Origin of the sequence: Longimicrobium sp., from assembly GCA_036389795.1 — a bacterium.
In the GTDB taxonomy this organism is placed as follows: domain Bacteria; phylum Gemmatimonadota; class Gemmatimonadetes; order Longimicrobiales; family Longimicrobiaceae; genus Longimicrobium.
The window spans coordinates 66248-82185 of sequence record DASVWD010000234.1 but is presented as its reverse complement, the minus strand read 5'-3'; the positions used below and the strand labels follow the sequence as shown (position 1 = coordinate 82185).

13 protein-coding genes are annotated in these 15938 nt (G+C 74.0%); 8 read left to right on the top strand and 5 right to left on the bottom strand.

The genetic code is table 11. The annotated features are described in order from the left end of the window. Positions 1-5 precede the first annotated feature (5 nt). From VF746_27705 to VF746_27690, 4 genes are all read right to left on the bottom strand, one after another. Positions 6-959: a DUF1835 domain-containing protein gene (locus VF746_27705; GenBank protein HEX8696235.1), complete on the bottom strand. Its 954-nt coding sequence runs from the start codon at positions 957-959 to the stop codon at positions 6-8. Positions 960-1167: 208 nt separating this feature from the next. Next, positions 1168-1890: a methyltransferase domain-containing protein gene (locus tag VF746_27700; GenBank protein ID HEX8696234.1), complete on the bottom strand. Its 723-nt coding sequence runs from the start codon at positions 1888-1890 to the stop codon at positions 1168-1170. A gap of 44 nt (positions 1891-1934) precedes the next feature. Beyond that, positions 1935-2105 carry a hypothetical protein gene (locus VF746_27695; GenBank protein ID HEX8696233.1) on the bottom strand — a complete coding sequence of 57 codons (171 nt, stop codon included), beginning with the start codon at positions 2103-2105 and terminating at the stop codon, positions 1935-1937. Between the two features lie 463 nt (positions 2106-2568). Beyond that, entirely contained in the window at positions 2569-3669 is a 1101-nt protein-coding gene (locus VF746_27690; protein ID HEX8696232.1) for a DUF3616 domain-containing protein, read from the bottom strand. Between the two features lie 258 nt (positions 3670-3927). Here VF746_27690 and VF746_27685 point away from each other — a divergent pair, with 258 nt between their 5' ends. Beyond that, positions 3928-4605: a TlpA disulfide reductase family protein gene (locus VF746_27685; protein ID HEX8696231.1), complete on the top strand. Its 678-nt coding sequence runs from the start codon at positions 3928-3930 to the stop codon at positions 4603-4605. Between the two features lie 71 nt (positions 4606-4676). Here VF746_27685 and VF746_27680 read toward each other — a convergent pair whose 3' ends face one another. Then, positions 4677-6164, bottom strand: a complete 1488-nt coding sequence (locus VF746_27680; GenBank protein HEX8696230.1) for a hypothetical protein — start codon at positions 6162-6164, stop codon at positions 4677-4679. 173 nt (positions 6165-6337) lie between these two features. On the opposite strand from VF746_27680, the gene VF746_27675 reads away from it, so the two are divergent. The 7 genes from VF746_27675 (at position 6338) to VF746_27645 (ending at position 15682) form a co-directional block, all read left to right on the top strand. Next, entirely contained in the window at positions 6338-7117 is a 780-nt protein-coding gene (locus VF746_27675; protein ID HEX8696229.1) for an HD domain-containing protein, read from the top strand. Next, positions 7114-8034, top strand: coding sequence for an MBL fold metallo-hydrolase (locus VF746_27670; protein ID HEX8696228.1), 921 nt, complete (start codon positions 7114-7116; stop codon positions 8032-8034). The genes VF746_27675 and VF746_27670 overlap by 4 nt, the downstream gene beginning before the upstream one ends. 123 nt (positions 8035-8157) lie before the next feature. Next, a complete protein-coding gene (locus tag VF746_27665; GenBank protein HEX8696227.1) occupies positions 8158-8970 on the top strand; it encodes a hypothetical protein in 813 nt (270 codons plus the stop codon). A 25-nt stretch (positions 8971-8995) separates the two neighbouring features. Continuing rightward, complete coding sequence (locus tag VF746_27660) at positions 8996-11224, top strand: hypothetical protein (protein HEX8696226.1); 2229 nt, start codon at positions 8996-8998, stop codon at positions 11222-11224. Further along, complete coding sequence (locus tag VF746_27655; protein HEX8696225.1) at positions 11221-12519, top strand: hypothetical protein; 1299 nt, start codon at positions 11221-11223, stop codon at positions 12517-12519. The genes VF746_27660 and VF746_27655 overlap by 4 nt, the downstream gene beginning before the upstream one ends. Beyond that, positions 12519-13349, top strand: a complete 831-nt coding sequence (locus VF746_27650; protein ID HEX8696224.1) for an SDR family oxidoreductase — start codon at positions 12519-12521, stop codon at positions 13347-13349. Before VF746_27655 ends, VF746_27650 begins: the two co-directional genes overlap by 1 nt. A gap of 236 nt (positions 13350-13585) precedes the next feature. Continuing rightward, complete coding sequence (locus tag VF746_27645; GenBank protein ID HEX8696223.1) at positions 13586-15682, top strand: SIR2 family protein; 2097 nt, start codon at positions 13586-13588, stop codon at positions 15680-15682. Positions 15683-15938 lie beyond the last annotated feature (256 nt).

Below are 15938 nucleotides of genomic sequence, written 5' to 3'. Positions count from 1 at the left end.
GGCGGTCAGGCGGAAGTGGAGACCAGCCGGCGCTCTCCGGGGTCCCAGCGCCAGGGGGATTCGTGGCCGCGCAGGTGCACGCCGCCCAGCCAGCGGTCGATGCCGTTCAGCCGCACGCGGTCCTCGCGCTCGTCGAGCACCGCCCAGCCGGCGTCGGTGAGCTCCACGCCGCGGTCCAGCAGCCCGTCGCCGTTGCGGCCGATGCGCACCAGCGGGGCGTCGCCGCGCGCCAGGTCCTCCACGTAGTCGACCAGCGGGGCGTCGCCCAGCCACACGGGATCTTCGCGGTGGTTGTGCGCCAGGAAGACGTCGCGCAGCGTCCGCGCGCCGTCGGCGAGCGCCTCCAGCGCCTGCTGCTCGCTGCGCGAGAGGCCGTTGCGGGTGGAGGGGAACTGCTCCAGGTGCCGCCGCAGCGCCCCGTCCAGCCACGGCAGCGCGGAGGTGTCTTCCGCCAGGAGCGACGAGACCGCGGTGGGGTCCGGGGAGCGGAATGCGTTCCAGGCGGCCTCGCCGAGCGCGAGCTGCGCGTCCGTCACCGGCCGGCGCCCGGCGAAGCGCTCGGCCAGGCGCGCGGGGGTGGACAGGCCCAGGTACTCGTCGCCGCAGACCAGGGTGAGGCGGGTGGTGCCCAGGTCCTGCGTGGCGAACCAGTCCAGGAGCTGCACGAGCTGGAGCTGGTCGTACAGGTCGTGCTCGAACCAGAGCACCACCTCGTCGTGGTCGCGGAAGCCCGCCAGGGTGCGGTCGCGCGCGGCGAACTCGCCGGCCACCGACACCTCCGGCGCGACCCAGCCGTGCCCGTCCATCCAGCGCGCGCGCACGGCCGAGAGCTCCTCCAGCGGCAGCCGCGCGGGGACGGGGCCCTCGTGCAGCACGTCGCGCCAGGGGAGCACCTCGCCGGGGAGCCCGGCCTCGCGGATCACGTCGGCGGCGCAGTCGCCGTTGGTCACGTGGAGCATCGGCGGATGGGGGTGGAGGGTTCGCGGGTTCTCGTCTTCCGTTCCGCCGCAATCTACATCCGCCCCGGCGCCCGCGCCTCTCCCGCGATCGGCATCGTCCCGCGGTCTGCTCGGATCGGCTCGACAGTAAGGTCCGGCCTGGAAGTCTCACGCAGAGCAGCAGAGGTTTTCGTCGTCCTCTGCTGACTCTGCTGCTCTGCGTGAAAAATCATCCGGCGATGCCCTTGGTGCGCGGCGCCAGCTCGATCAGCTCGAAGGTCATGGGGAGCTGCGGCTGGGGCGGGGCGCGGCGGATGACGCGCGCCACGAGGCCCGCCTCGGCGGCGATCCGCTCCACCAGATCCAGCCGGCCGATGGTCTCGCTGAAGCCCAGGGTGAGCAGGCCGCCCGGCTCGAGCCGGCCCGGGCCCTCGGCCACGTAGCGGCGGGTGGCCTCGTAGCCGGGGTCGAGCGTGGAGCGCTGCAGCGGGGTGAGCTCCATCCCCGGCTCCACGTAGCCGAAGGGGAAGTTCCAGAAGATCAGGTCGAAGCGCTCGCCCGGCTCCAGCGGGCCGAACACGTCGCCCTCGCGCACGTCCACCCGGTCGGCGACGCCGTGCTTCTCGGCGTTGGCGCGGGTGTTGGCGACCGCGTCGGGGTTGATGTCGACCGCCACCACGCGCCGCGCCCCCGCCAGCGCCGCGAACACCGATACCGCCCCGGTCCCCGGCCCGATCTCCAGGAAGTCGATCCCCGGCACGAACGGCAGCATGCGGGAGAAGGTCTCCGCGCCCGGGAGGTGCTTGGGCGAGAAGACGTTGGCGAACACCAGAAAGGGCCTCCCGTTGATGTCGTACTCGTACGGAAAGCTCTCCTGCTGGCTCGCCCCCAGCAGCTGCTCCGAGAGCGCGTAGACCGCCTCGGGGTCCTGGTTGAGCGGGACGGGGTCCATCGCGGGCTCCTTCGGGGTGGCTGGTCGCGGTCACTCCGCCAGGTTCAGGCCTGTCGGGGCGTCTGGGCGTCACCCCAGGGGATCCACTCGCCGAGCTGCGCGGCGCGGTGGCGGAGGTCCGGACGGCGGGCCAGCTCGCGGTACGCCTGGAGGAGCGCGCCCGGCTCCGGGCCGGCGAGGCGGGCCCGGAATTCGTCGATCGAGATTCTCGACATCGCTCTTGCCCCTGCGTGGAGGGTGGGTGCCGAACTCGCCGGGGTGGGCGAGCCGGACGAGCCAGGAAGCCCGGTCATGGAAACGGGGTGATCCGGTCCCTGTCCTCCCCTAATCAGCGCTGGGGACAGGAGGAACAGGAGGGCGGTGGGATGAGGAATCGGTGCCCGGGACGAACCGTGGCGGATACGGGAGGAGCGGCGGCGTGGAAACGGTCGCGGGGGAGCTTCCTCAGGTCGGATTCGGACGGCGGGGGATCGAGGGATCGTACCTGGTCCGGCATCCGCGCCGCTACCGCGCCCGGCCCACGTGGCGAGGTGAGAAGATTCTTCGGCCCTGCCGTCGTTCGTGCAGTGCCGGGCCCGTGTGGCCGGGCCTCAGAATGACAGCGCGTTTACGTACTTTCGTACTTTCGTACTTACGCACTCGCCCAATCACGCACTCACGCACTCACGCGGCATCCGCCTACCCCTCCTCCCCCTGCTTGGGCAGGGCGAAGACGTCGGCGCGGATGCCGCTGCGCGTCACGCGGTGGCGCGCGGCGGAGTCGTAGACCACCAGCACCGAGGGCGGGATCCCCTCCAGCGGGAGGAAGCAGAGGCCCTCGGGGTGGTCCTTCCCGCCCTGCACGTCGTGCGGCAGGTCCATCAGCCGCTCCAGGTCGTCGCGCCCCACGATGGTGTCGCCGTCGGCGTGCAGGGCGCCCGGCCAGCGGTAGAGGGCGGCCGGCGCGGGAAGGTCCATGGTGGGCCCGGCCAGCACCAGCAGGTCGTCGCCGCTGGCCACCAGCTCGCGCACGCCCAGGCCGTCCAGGTCCAGGAAGTGCTTGCGGTAGCGCCGCTTGCCGGGGCCGATCCGGCGCAGCCGCAGCATCCCGTTCTTCCCCTGGCGCGGCTCCACCTCCAGCACCACGGCCCAGCCGCGCAGCACCGGGCCGCGCAGCCCCAGGAAGAGCCGCCCGTTCGCGGCCGCCAGCCCCTCGACGTCGAAGCCGTTCTCCTTCGACGGCGCCCGGAAGGAGCGCCGCAGGTGCGGGTCGCCGCGCAGCTCCTCCACCAGTTGGCTGTCGCGCCCGTCGCCGCGCAGGCGCGCGGCGGTGAGGGGGAGGTCGGGGTCGTTCGGGTCGGGGCACTCGCGGCACGGCACCACCTCGCCGCCCTCTTCCTCGTGCAGCGGCAGGCGGGCCAGCAGGTAGCGGTTGTCCTGCGTGTCGACCTCCGCCAGCGCGGCGATCCGCTCCTCGGCGCCGCCCTCTTCGGCGTGCCCGCGGCGGCGGCTGTGCGAGCCCACCAGCCACAGGTACGGCGGCGCCCAGGCCAGCCCCTCCAGGTCCACCTCCTCGCCCGGGTTGGGGAGGTCGAGCAGCTCCTCCAGCGCGAAGCTCCGGTGCTCGCCGAAGCGGCCCTCGCCCAGCCAGGTCAGCCGCTCGAGCGTGGCGGTCTCGTCGCACGCCGCCCACAGGTAGCGCCCAACCAGCGCCACGGCCGAGAAGCCCTGGCGCAGGTCGGCCTTGCCGTCGGCGGACGCCTCCAGCTTCAGGTGGACGGTTCCGATCAGTCGGCTCATGGAAGGACGGGGGATCGAGGAGAGGCCGGACTGCGCGGGGCGAGGGATGCAGGGCGGGTGCCGTGGAGTGCGGAAGTGCGAAAGTGCGAGAGTGCGAGAGTGCGAGAGTGCGAGAGTGCGAGAGTGCGAGAGTGCGAGGGGGATGAGGAGCACGCCGTGGACAAACGTCTGGCGGGGCGGGGTTGATCGGCGCAGTTGGAGACGTAAATTCCGAGAGCGGGCCCGTTCATCCCCACCCGGCCGACGAAAGGCAGCGCCATGAGCGACGACAGCGTCTCCCCCCCGGCCCCGGAGCGGCCTCGCTCCGAGGCGCAGCCGCCGGCCCGGCCGAACCGGTACGCGTGGGTGGCGTACGCGGCGCTGGTGGCCGCGGCCGCGCTGGTGGTGGTGCTCGGGAAGCAGAAGCGGGACCTGGTCTCGCAGGTCGAGACCCTCCGGCAGGCGATCCGCGAGCCGCGGCCCGGGATGTTCATGCCCACCTTCAACACCTCCACCCTCGACGGGCGGCCGGTCACCGTCGGCTCGCTCCCCGCGGAGGGGCGGCAGGTGCTCTTCGTCTACACCACCACCTGCCCGTACTGCCTCTCGACCATCCCCGCCTGGAAGCGGATCGCCTCCATCGCCGACACCATCCAGCGGCCGCGCGCGCAGGTCTTCGGCGTGTCGCTGGACTCGGTGGACGTGACGCGGCAGTACGCCGAGAGGCACGCGCTCCCGTACCCCACCATCCGCTTCCCCGAGGACAAGCTGGTGGCGATCTACCGCGCCGGCTCGGTGCCGCTCACCCTGGTGCTCGACGAGCACGGGCGCACCATCTACTCGCGCCTGGGAGAGCTCAAGGGCGAGGCGGCCATCGACTCGGTGATCTCGGCGGTCTACTGGCGGCCCCCGCCGCGCCCGCAGCCGGCGCCCGCTCCGGCGCCGGCGTCGCGCTGAGCGAATCGATCCGCAAAGACGAAGGCCCGGGCTCCGCGCCCGGGCCTTCGTGCTCGGCCGGATGGAAAGGCTCACTTCGGGGCGACGTCGGCGGGGCGCTTGCCGCCGGCCTCGGGGCTGACCGCCCGCTCGTGCGGCGCCCGGCCGGCCGCGCGGACGTTGATGATCTTCTTCAGCAGGTCGAACCAGAACGGCGCGCCCATCGACAGGGCCAGCGCGGTGAGCGTCAGCCCCAGCAGCTTGCTCCAGAACGCCCAGGTGTTCCAGTGCCAGCGCCACGGCCACTGCAGCCGCCACGCCGTGCGCGCCGGCGCCGCCGCGGCGGCGCCGCCGTCCGCCTTCAGCGTGTCGATCCGCACCAGTCCCAGCGCCGTCACCTCTTCCGCGCGCCACCCCAGGTCGAGCTGCGTGCGGTCGAGCTGCGCCAGGGCGGAGTCGAGCAGGATCTTCGCCGAGTCCTGGTTCGGCGTGCGGCGGGGCGCGAGCCCGCGGGCGAGCGGGTTTGCCGGCGCCGCGCCGCCCCCCGCCGCGGTGTCCGGGCTCGCGTTCGTCGTGTCGGCCGCGGCGGTGTCCGATCCCGCGGTGTCGGACGCCGCGGTGTCGGACACAGCAGTGTCGGCGGCCGCGGAGTCCCGGGTGAGCGCGGCGGCGTTGGCGGCGGCCAGGCTCTTCCAGGTGGCCACCGCCTGCGTGGCGATCCCTTCGCGGAGCGCGTCGTCGGTCGAGAGCCGCCGCCACAGGTCGATGGTGTCGGCGTTCAGCGCCACGGCCAGGAGCGCGCCGATCCAGAACAGTACGTACTGCGTGTGGCGCTTGTACGCCCCCGACACGCGGTCCATGGCGTTGTTGAACCACACCTCCAGGCTGTCGTGGAGCTTCTGGGCCTCGTTGCTGGCGCCCAGCGTCCAGTCGATCAGCCGCTCCCTCACGTCCGCCGCCAGCGTGCTCCCCGCCAGCGCCGTCGCCAGCTCCAGCTTGGCGAACTCCGTCACGTCCGCGCCCGCGTCGCGCCGCAGCGCCTCCAGGATCTTGTGGAAGTCGATCGTCGGGGCGGCGGGCGCGGGCGCCGGGGTCCCGGCGCCGCCGGCCACGCCCGCCCCGCCGGGGTTCGCCCCGGAGACCGCGCCCGCCGCCGCGCCGCCACCCGCCGCACCGGAGGCGGCCTTCGCCGCGGCCTGCTGCGCCACCTCCAGCATCGCCATGGCGAAGGTGCGGGCGGGGAGGTACGAGGGGTAGCGGGCCTCGCGGACCGACGGCCGGAAGGCCCAGGTGAAGAACCGGTACAGCGTCTTGGCGAAGGGCCACTTGCGGCCGATGCGCGCCTCGTGCTCCAGCAGCCTCTCCCGGTCGCGGAAGTAGGTGCGGACCAGGGGGTGCCGGAAGAAGTCGTCCTTCAGGCCGGTGTCGACCAGCAGCCGGTGCAGCCCGTCCATCAGCACCTTGCCGCGCTTGTTCAGCATGGAGGCCAGGTACTCGTTGATGGCGCTGACGATCAGGCTGAGCAGCAGGTAGATGAAGACCAGGCCGAGGATGACGTCGAGGATCTCGAGGCCGAACATGGGAGCAGTGGGCTCGGGCGGACGGCCGGCGGCCGGAAGGGCCGTTGCGGCGGGACGGGTGGAGACGGATCTTGGGACCGGCGACGACGAAGATCCCCGTGCCGGCAGCAACTTCGGCGCCGGGTCCGCGCCCGGGCCGCCGGGCGGGTGCAAATGTTTTGCGGAGAAACGACTTGGGACCAGACGACGGCGCCGCCGCGGCGCGCACTCCGTCCACGGGAGATGCGCCTGCGCCACAGGTGCGGGGCGCGGACGCCCCAGCCTCCGCGCCCGCGGACCCGACGGACCGCGCCGGGGTGGTCGCCCGCACCGAGGCGTTCGTGCGCGGGCGGATGGAGGGGGAGGGCTCGGGGCACGACTGGTGGCACGTGCACCGGGTGCGGCGGACGGCGCTCCGGCTGGCGCGCGAGGAGGGCGCCGACCCGTACGTGACCGAGCTGGCCGCGCTGCTGCACGACGTGGCCGACCACAAGTTCCACGGCGGCGACCTGGCGGCCGGGCCGCGCGCCGCGCGCGAGTGGCTCGAGGGGCTGGGCGCCGAGCCCGCGGTGGTCGAGCACGTCTCGTCCATCATCGCCGGGATGTCGTTCAAGGGCGCCGGGGTGCCCACGCCGATGGAGACGCCGGAGGGCCGCGTGGTGCAGGACGCCGACCGGCTGGACGCGCTGGGCGCCGTCGGCGTGGCGCGCGCGTTCGCGTACGGGGGGAGCCGCGGGCGGCCGCTGTACGACCCCGGCGTCCCGCCCGAGCGGCACGACAGCTTCGCGGCGTACCAGTCCACCGCCAGCCCCACGCTCAACCACTTCCACGAGAAGCTCTTCCTGCTGCGCGACCGGATGAACACCGCGGCCGCGCGCCGCATCGCCGAGGGGCGGCACCGCTACCTGGAGGAGTTCGTGGCGCGCTTCCTGGCCGAGTGGGAGGGCCGCGACGAGCCGGCGGACGGGGGATGACGGGCGTGGACCGGGTCACCCTCGCCCCCGGCGTCCACTACCTGCCGGGCGCCGTCAACAGCGGCCTGGTGGAGACGGAGACCGGGCTCGTGGCGGTCGACACCGGGCTGGACAAAGGGGCGGCGAACCGGATCGTCCGCGCGGCGGAGGAGCTGGGGCGGCCGCTGGTGGCCATCCTCAACACCCACGCGCACGCCGACCACCACGGCGGCAACGCCCAGCTCGTCCGCCGGCTGGGAATCCCCGTCTACGCGCCCGCCGTGGAGGAGGCGGTGATCCGCGAGCCGCGCTACGAGCCGGTCTACCTCTTCGGCGGCGCGGAGCCGGTCTCCGGGCTGGTCAACAGGTTCCTCCAGGCCGAGCCCTCGCCCGTGGACCACGTGGTGCGCCCGGGCGAGACGGTGACGATCGACGGGCGCGCGCTGGAGCTGGTGGACCTGGCGGGGCACAGCCTGGCGCAGGTGGGCGTCGCTGCCGGGCCCGTCCTCTTCGCGGCGGACGGCTTCTTCGGCCGCGAGGCGCTGGAGAAGCACGGCATTCCCTACCTGGTGGACGCCGCGCGCTGGCGGGAGCGGCTGGGCTTCCTGGGCGGCCTCTCCGCCGAGTGGTTCGTCCCCGGCCACGGCGAGGCGCTCGCCGACCCGCGCGGGACGATCGCGGCGAACCTGGCGGCGCTGGACCGCGGCTTCACCTGGGTGGGCGAGCGGCTGCGGCGCGGCCCGGCGGCGACGGAGGACCTGCTGGCCGAGTTCGCCGCGGAGATCGGGATGCGGATGGACGCGCCGGCCGCGTACGTGCTCAACCGCGCCACGCTCCTGGGCTTCCTCTCCGCGATGGAGCGCGCGGGAGAGGTGCGGGTGGTGCTGGAGGGCGGGCGCTGGCTGTGGGCGGAGAGCGGGGCAGGCGGCGGCGCCTGAGCGGCCGGCCCGGGCGCCGCAAGAAACGCTTGTGGCGGAGCCGGTGCGGGCGCATCATGTACCCCGACGTTTTCCGAGAGCGGACGTCTCCCGCCGTCTTCCTTCGCCGACGCGCGTCTTCCGATGCTCCCCCGCCGAGCCCCGTTCCGCCGCTTCCTCGCGCTCCTGGCCGCCGCCGCGTCCCTGCACGGGGCGGGGCGCGCGCTCGTCCCGCCGCTGCACGCGCAGGGCGCGCAGGACACCGCCGCCGCGCCCGACACCTCCGCCGGCGCCGGGGCGGCCGCGCCCGCGCTCCGGTCCGCCGCGGACACCGCCGCCGGGGATACCGCCGCCACGGCGTCCCCGGGCGGGCGGGCGGGGATGCCGCTGTGGGTCTCGATCGTGTTTCTCGGGATCGCGGGCGCCACGGCGGCCGCCCTGTGGCTGGGCCGGACCACCCTGCAGGCGACGGCGCGGGCGCTGGTGTACGCCGTGGCCGCCGTGTCCCTCCTCGCGGCGGGGCTGGCCGGGGGCCTCTGGTGGGCGGGCGGCGCGCCCGCCGCCCGGGCCGGCCCCGGCGCGGGCTGGGGGCTGCTGCAGCTCCTCCTGCTGGGACTCGCGGCGGTGAGCCTGGTGTTCCTGGCCATGTTCGTGATGGAGACCCGGCGCCACGCGGTGGCGCTGGAAAGCCACTGGGGCGGGTTCGGGGGCGGCCTGGGGGGGCTGCGCGTCCCCGCGGCGGGGCTGTACCTGCTGGCCGCGCTGGGCTTCGGCACCATGCTCACCGTCCTCTCGGTGCAGCACCTGGAGGCGCTCGCGACGGCCGAAGCGAAAGACGCGGACGCCGGGAAGCAGCGCGCCGCGCAGGCCGACACACCGTCCCGGCCGCCGGCCGCCCGGCCCGCCGCGGCGGCGCCCGACAGCGCGGCCGCCGCGGCCGACACCTCGCAGCCCTGAATTCCCAGTCCGAGCCGATTCTCCCGTGTCGATCAGGGTCGCCGTCCCGCTCGAGCCGCTGAGCCCCGAGTCGTTCGCGCTCAACACCAGCGTGCTGGTGGTGGGCTCCGACGCCGCGCGCGTGCTGCAGGACGAGATGCGCCGCTACTGCGAGGGGCAGACGCGCGGGCGCTCGTTCCTGGTCGCCGGCCACCGCGGCTCGGGGAAGACCACCATGGTGGAGCACGCCTTCCTGGACCTCTGGAAGGAGTACGCGAAGGCCAACGCCACCATCCGCCCCCTGCGCGTGCTCCTCCCCGGCCCCAGCCTGCTGGGAGAGGCGGCCGCCGCCCCGCGCCCGGCGGACGGCCGGGCCGCGGGCGCGGCGAAGCCCGCCCCCGCCGGCGCCGACGGCGGGAAGGCCGGGGCCAGGCCCGCCGGAGCCGAAGCGCGGCAGGACGACGCGTCGCCCGACGGCGGGGAGCCGAAGCCCGGCGCGGCGGCCTCCGGGAAGGACGGCGCGGCGGGCGGGAAGGACGGCGAGGGCGCCGCCGCCGGGGCCGGCCGGGCGCGCGAGGTCGTCGCCAACGCGCTGATCCAGGTGACGCTGGGGCTGCACCGGGCGGCGTCGCAGGCCTTCGCCGAGGCGTACCGGCAGCGCGCGCTGGAGCGGATCGGCTCCAGCCCCCGCCTCTACGCCGACCTCCCCGAGATGGCCGCGCAGCTCGAGGTGGAGCTGTTCGAGGGGATCCGCCCGGCGAGGCTGCGCGAGTTCTGGGCGCGCGGCGACTTCGTCTCCTCCGGCGTGCTGTTCCCGCAGCCGAAGACGGCGCAGCCCGACTCCCGCGGCGCGCGCGAGCTGCTGGCGCTGGCCGGCGTCTGCGAGGCGTACCGGCGCATCTCGGGCGCGCTGACCGCGAAGGAGAAGGAGACCGACGCGGCCAGGAGCGAGACGAGCGCGAGCGTCGCCAGCGCCGAGAAGGGGACGGAGCTGATGAAGGGGCTGGCGGCGCTGCTCACCGGCGGGATCGTGGGCGGAGGGGTGCTCCCGAAGGGGGGGCCGGTCGCCGCGCTGGCGGCCGGGCTGGCCACCGCCCTGGGCGCGGCGGCGGTGCTGCGCTACTCCGTCGCCCGCTCGCGCAGCCGCGGCATGGACCGCGAGGTCGAGTTCGTGATGGACCTGTCGGTGCAGACGCTGGACCGCGTGCTGCCGATCATCGTGGAGCGGCTGCGCGCGGCCGGGCTCCCGCCGATCTTCGTGGTCGACGAGCTGGACAAGGTCGACAACCTCTCGCGGCACATCGAGAACCTGGTCACCCACCTGAAGAAGTTCGTGTCGGAGAGCGCGTTCTTCTGCTTCCTCACCGACCGCAGCTACTTCGAGGGGATGCAGGCGCGCAGCCGCAGGGACCCGTACTCGAAGGAGTACACCTACTTCAGCCACCAGCTCTTCGTGGCCCACCGCCCCGACGACCTGCACGCCTACCTGGGCCAGGTGCTGCAGAGGGAGGGCGACGAGGCCCGGGCCGACGCGGAGATCCTGGAGTACATCGCGCTGCACCGCGCCGAGATGCATACCGTCGACGTGCTGCGCGTGCTCGCCCGCTGGCGCGGCCCCGGGGGCGCGCTGGCGCTGCCGCCGGGGGCGGTGCGCACCGCGCCGGCGTACCGGCTCGACCTGCGGGCGCAGATCGCGGTGGAGATCGTCCTCGACGGGCCGGAGCTCACCGCGCTGCTGGAGCGCGAGCCGCTGCAGCGCCAGCTCGTGTACGACGCGCTCTACTACCCCGCGCGGATGTGGAAGGCGGGGAGGGACCTGGACCTGGGCGAGGCCGCCGCGGCGGGCGAGTTCCGGGCGTACCTGGAGACCCGCATCGGGCGCGACGAGGTCCGCCCCGACGAGGTGGTGGACCACGTCTCCGTGGAGCAGGCCGGGCGCCTGCTGGCGTACGTCCGCGCCGTGGCCAGGCTGCTCGCCGACGACCAGCACTTCCTGGCGGAATTCTCTCGCTGGGACGACCACCGCGAGCGGACCGGCCGGGCGCGGGTGAGCGCCGCCGTGCGCGAGGCGCTGCGGGTGGAGGCGCCCACGGAGATGCTCGCGCTGCTCGAGCCCGGCGAGGGCGAGGGACGGTTCCGGTGGCGCTACACCACCGCCGGGCTTCCGGTCGCCGCTCGCGAGGACCAGATCGTGGTCGAGGTGGAGCCGGGGTGGGATGCGGCGGTGAGCTTCATCCGCCAGTTCCAGCAGGCGCTGCGGGAGGTGGCCGCATGAAGGCGGAAGCCTCCCCCCCGGTCCCCGAGCTGGACTTCTCGCTCCTCTCCACCGGGCTCGGCATCCTGAGCACGTCTCCGGCGTGGCCGGCCGTCGAGGCGGCGCTCAAGCGGCTGGAGGCGGACTCCGCGGCCCCGGACGCCACCGGCCGGAAGACCGACATCGCCCTGGTGCAGGAATACGCCCGCAAGCTGGAGCGCGAGGCGGACACCATCGGCCGCGCGCTGGTGGCGGGGGCGGCGGTCGGCTTCGCGGTGAAGGGAGAGCGGCGCGTCCGCATCCACCGCGGGCTGGAGGCCGTTTCGGCAGGGTTCGAGCTCAGGCTCCGGTCGTCGGCAGACGTGGCGGCAGGGTTGAAAGGGCTGATGCAGGACGTCACGGCAGCGTACCCGGACCTGAAGCTCTCCAGGGGCTATTCGCTCCGGAAGCCTCGCACCCCCGCGGACTGGCTCCGGCTGGTGCGGAAGGACATCGAGGCCGTGGAGGCCGTGCCGAAAACGCTCGACACGGCGGGAGCCTGGGCCGACTGGAGTCCGCGCCTGCTGGCCCTGTTCCACGAGCGGGTCGTCCTGCCCCCGGGCCTGAGGCAGCTCGCCTGCGAGGCGGCCAGAGCCGGGCCCGGAGCGTGGCTGCGGATCAACCCCGAGGAGATGACGATCCGGGAGTGGAGCAGGCTGGTGCAGGGTGGGATGGGAGTGAATCTCCCGTCCACCGATCCCCCGCCGCCCGCCTGGGCGGGGGCCGCCGCGCTGTGGGCGCTCGGCTTGCCCGCCCTCGATCCCATGGGGTTTCGCGGCCCCACCAGGAAGGTGAAGAAGGCTGCGCCGGACCCGGCGGAGGGGTCCACGGACGCCGTCGCCCGGTTCGTGAGCGGGCTCCCTCCCCGTACGCCGGAGGTGGCGGCGGTGATCGTCGCGGACCCCGGCCCGCAGTCCCACGACGTGTGGCTTCCAGCGCCCCGGGAGCTCGCCGCCGTCATGGTCGCACCGGACGACCTGCCGGCGCTCACGAGCCTGGCGCCCGACTTCTTCCCCACGCTGGCGGCCGCCGCCGGGACGACGTACCTGGTCGTCGAGGTCGGCGCGGACGGGGCGGAGTCTCCCGCGCTCAGCCGCGCGCTGCGCGGACCCCTGGCGAGCCTGCCGCGGGTGGACCTGTACCCCGCGCCTCCCCGCACCACGCCGCGGCGCCACTTCGTGGTCGCGCCGGCGAGCCCCGGGGAGCTCCTCAACGGCCTGCGCACCCAGGCGCGGGCGCAGGCGCAGGCGAACGTGCAGTCGCAGGCGCCCGCCTGATGCGCGGGCGCGTGTGCGTGGTGACGGGCGCCAGCGCGGGGATCGGCAAGGCTACGGCGGCGGGGCTCGCGCGGCTGGGCGCCACGGTCGTCCTGCTGGTGCGCAGCCGCGAGCGCGGGGAGGCGGCCCGCGCGGAGATCGCGCGCGAGGCGCCGGGCGCGGACGTCCACCTCGTGCTCGCGGACCTCTCGGCGCAGGCGGAGGTGCGGCGCGCGGCGGAGGAGATCCTGGGCCGCTTTCCGCGCGTGCACGTGCTGGTGAACAACGCGGCAACCTTCTCCTGGCGGCGGAAGAAGACCGTGGACGGGATCGAGCGCCAGTGGGCGGTGAACCACCTGGCGCCCTTCCTCCTCACCCACCTCCTGCTCGCGCGGCTGGCCGAGAGCGCGCCGGCGCGGGTGGTGGCCGTCAGCTCCAACTCGCACTTCGACGGGCGGCTGCGCTGGGACGACCTGCAGATGGAGCGCGGCTTCTACCGCGGGCTGGCGATGTACGCGCGGAGCAAGCTGGCCAACGTGCTCTTCACCCGCGAGCTGGCGCGGCGCGCGCGCGGGACCGGGGTGACGGCGAACGCCATGCACCCCGGCGTGGTGGCCACCAGCCTGCTGCTGGACGGCTTCCCGCCGCTCAAGCTGCTGCGCCGCCGCATGCGCACGCCCGAGGAGGGGGCGCGCACGGCGGTGTGGCTCGCCGCCTCGCCGGAGGCCGAAGCGCTCTCGGGCGAGTACTGCATCGACGAGCGCCCGGTGCGCCCCTCGGCCGCCGCGCTCGACGACGAGGCCGCGCGCCGCCTGTGGGACGTCAGCGCGGAGACGACGGGGCTGGCGTAGGGGGCCTGACCCAGGCCTCCGCCACGCGAACGCCCCGCTCCCGGGGACGTCCGCGCTCCGCCGGAAACAGATGCCGTTGCATCGATCCGCGGCTTCGGATAGAATGGTCGTCCCGTCCCGTACAGGTCTCTCCCCGCGCTTCTCTTTCGTCTTCAGAGAAGAGCCGATGCGCGCGCATCGCCTCTTCCGCGTCCTGCGTCCGGAGCGCTCACCGCCGCGTGCCAGTGGAGGAAATCGTGGAGATCAAGGAACTGCAACTCGCGGTGAAGGAAATCTGCAGCTCGTCGAGGCGCCCCTACCACCCGCACCACTCGCTGCCGTTCTTCTTCCTGGTCGGGGCGGGCGTCTCCCATCCGTCGATTCCGCTGGCCGACGAGATCACCGGCCAGTGCGGAGGGGCCAGGAGGGAGAGGAGGCATGCCGCCCACCCGTCCGGCGGGGGCGTCGACGATCGCCTCCGCACGTACTCCGATGCGCTCGCCGCCGCGCACCCGCAGCCGATCGACCGGCAGCGCTTCCTGCGGGAGCTGATGCGCGACCGGCCGATCTCGCCGGCCAACTTCCGCCTGGCGCGCATCCTGGCCAGCAGGAAGCTCGCGACGCTCACCGTGACCACGAACTTCGACGACCTCCTGTTCAGGGCCCTGTGCCTGCTCGGGGAGACCACGGTGCGCGTCTGCGACCACCCGGCGACGGTCGACCGCATCGAGAGCGAGATCTCGGACCTCCAGATCGTGCACGTGCACGGCACGTACTGGTTCTACGACCTGTGCAACCTGGCCGGCGAGGTCGACGGGCGGGCGCAGCTCTCGTCCGAGAGCTCGCTGTCGATGGCCGCCATGCTCGACCGCATCCTCACCAACCAGTCTCCCCTGGTGGTGGGCTACAGCGGCTGGGAGGGCGACGTCTTCATGTCGGCGCTGAAGAGGCGCCTGCAGCCCCGGCGGCCCCTTCCGCGGAAGCTCTACTGGTTCTGCTACCGGGCCAGCGAGATCTACGCCCTCCCCGGCTGGCTGCGGGAGAATCCGAACGTGGTCTTCGTCGTTCACCGCGATTCGAAGGCGCTGCAGAGCTCCCCCGCGACCCCCGTGCGGCGCGAGACGGACCTGCATCCCAACGTGCAGCTGCCCGCGACCGAGGTGTTCGACGAGTTCATCCGCTGCCTGGGGCTGGGCGAGCCGAAGCTGACGCGGGATCCCCTGGGCTACTTCACCGACCTGCTGGAAGAAGCCGTGCAGGGCGACGACCAGTTCTCGGTGGCGGTCAGCCAGCTGCGGAGCATGCACGCGGGCGGGGCGGGCAGGGAGCAGAAGCTGCGCGAGATCAGGCGCTCGCTCCGGCAGTCCCGCTACGCCGAGGTGATCGCGCGGGCCGCCGAGCTGCTCGACTCCCCGGACTCGTCCGGGCTGGATGGCGGCGGGCTCACCGAGCTCGCGTGGCTGGTCAGCTTCGCGGCCCAGAACGCACCCGACGCATCCGCCGAGAAGGAGAGGGGGTTCGGTCTCGTGATGGACCTGCTGGCCGACCCGCGCGTCGACCGCGACGCCATGCCCGCCGTGCGCGCGATCGTCGGGAAGGCGAGGCTGCTGCTCGCCCGGGGCAGGGCGGGCGAAGCCCTCCACCTGCTGCGGGCGCACGACCTCCACGGCGCGGCGCAGCGGGCCGACGCCGTGCGCGGCGAGGCCGCGCAGGCCGTTGCGCTCGCGGTTCTCGCCGAGACCGGGTTCGGGGCGGACGCGGCCGAGCGAGCCGCCGCCGACGAGCTGCTCGCGCGCACCGCCAGGGCCGCGCCCCAGCGCGGGGAGCTCATCGAGCGCGAGGTGCTGCTCTCGACGGCCGGGGCCCTTCTCCGGCAGGGCCACGCCGCCCGGGCGGAGGCGTGCTTCGCCCGCGTGATCGAGCACTGCGAGAGAACGGACCGGTCTTCGGAATGGGCGGGCGGCGCGGGCCAGGAAGACGTCGAGACGATGCCGTACCTGGCGGCCGCGCTCTTCGGACGGGCGGCGTGCCTGCGCGCCGAGGGGCGGTGTGGAAGCGCCTGCGAGGCGCTGTACCACCTGATGCGGCGCTTCGGGACCTCCGAGAACTCACACGTGTTCCCCTGGGTCGCGTACGCCTGGGACCTGCTGGACTCCATGTCTCTCTGCCCCGACGCGGGCGAGGAGGAGGCCCGTCTCTTCGACCGCTACCACGCGCTGATCGAACGGGAGACCACGATGCGCAAGGTCCGCGTCGGGGGCCTGTTCCCGAACTCGCCCCACTCGAACCTGGTCAGGGACTCTCTCGCGGAGCTGCAAGAGCTCATCGCGGGACCCTTCCTGCACGCGGAGTAGACCCGGCCATCCGTCGCCCGACGACGCAGGGTTCTCTCTCCACGACGCTGAAGCTCCGCGCGTGCTCTCTTTCGGCAGCCTCGGCCGACGCCTCCCCGGCGGCCGCCAGGGCGCTCCATGCATCGAGAGAGCCTCCTTTCGCCTGTAATCCCAGATCCGGAAGACCTCGTTCCGGTGCAGCCGCGCGGCTGCACCGGAGCCGTCCGGCTGCACCCCCGAGCCGCGGTCGAAATCCGTAAATAGCCTCGAATCAACA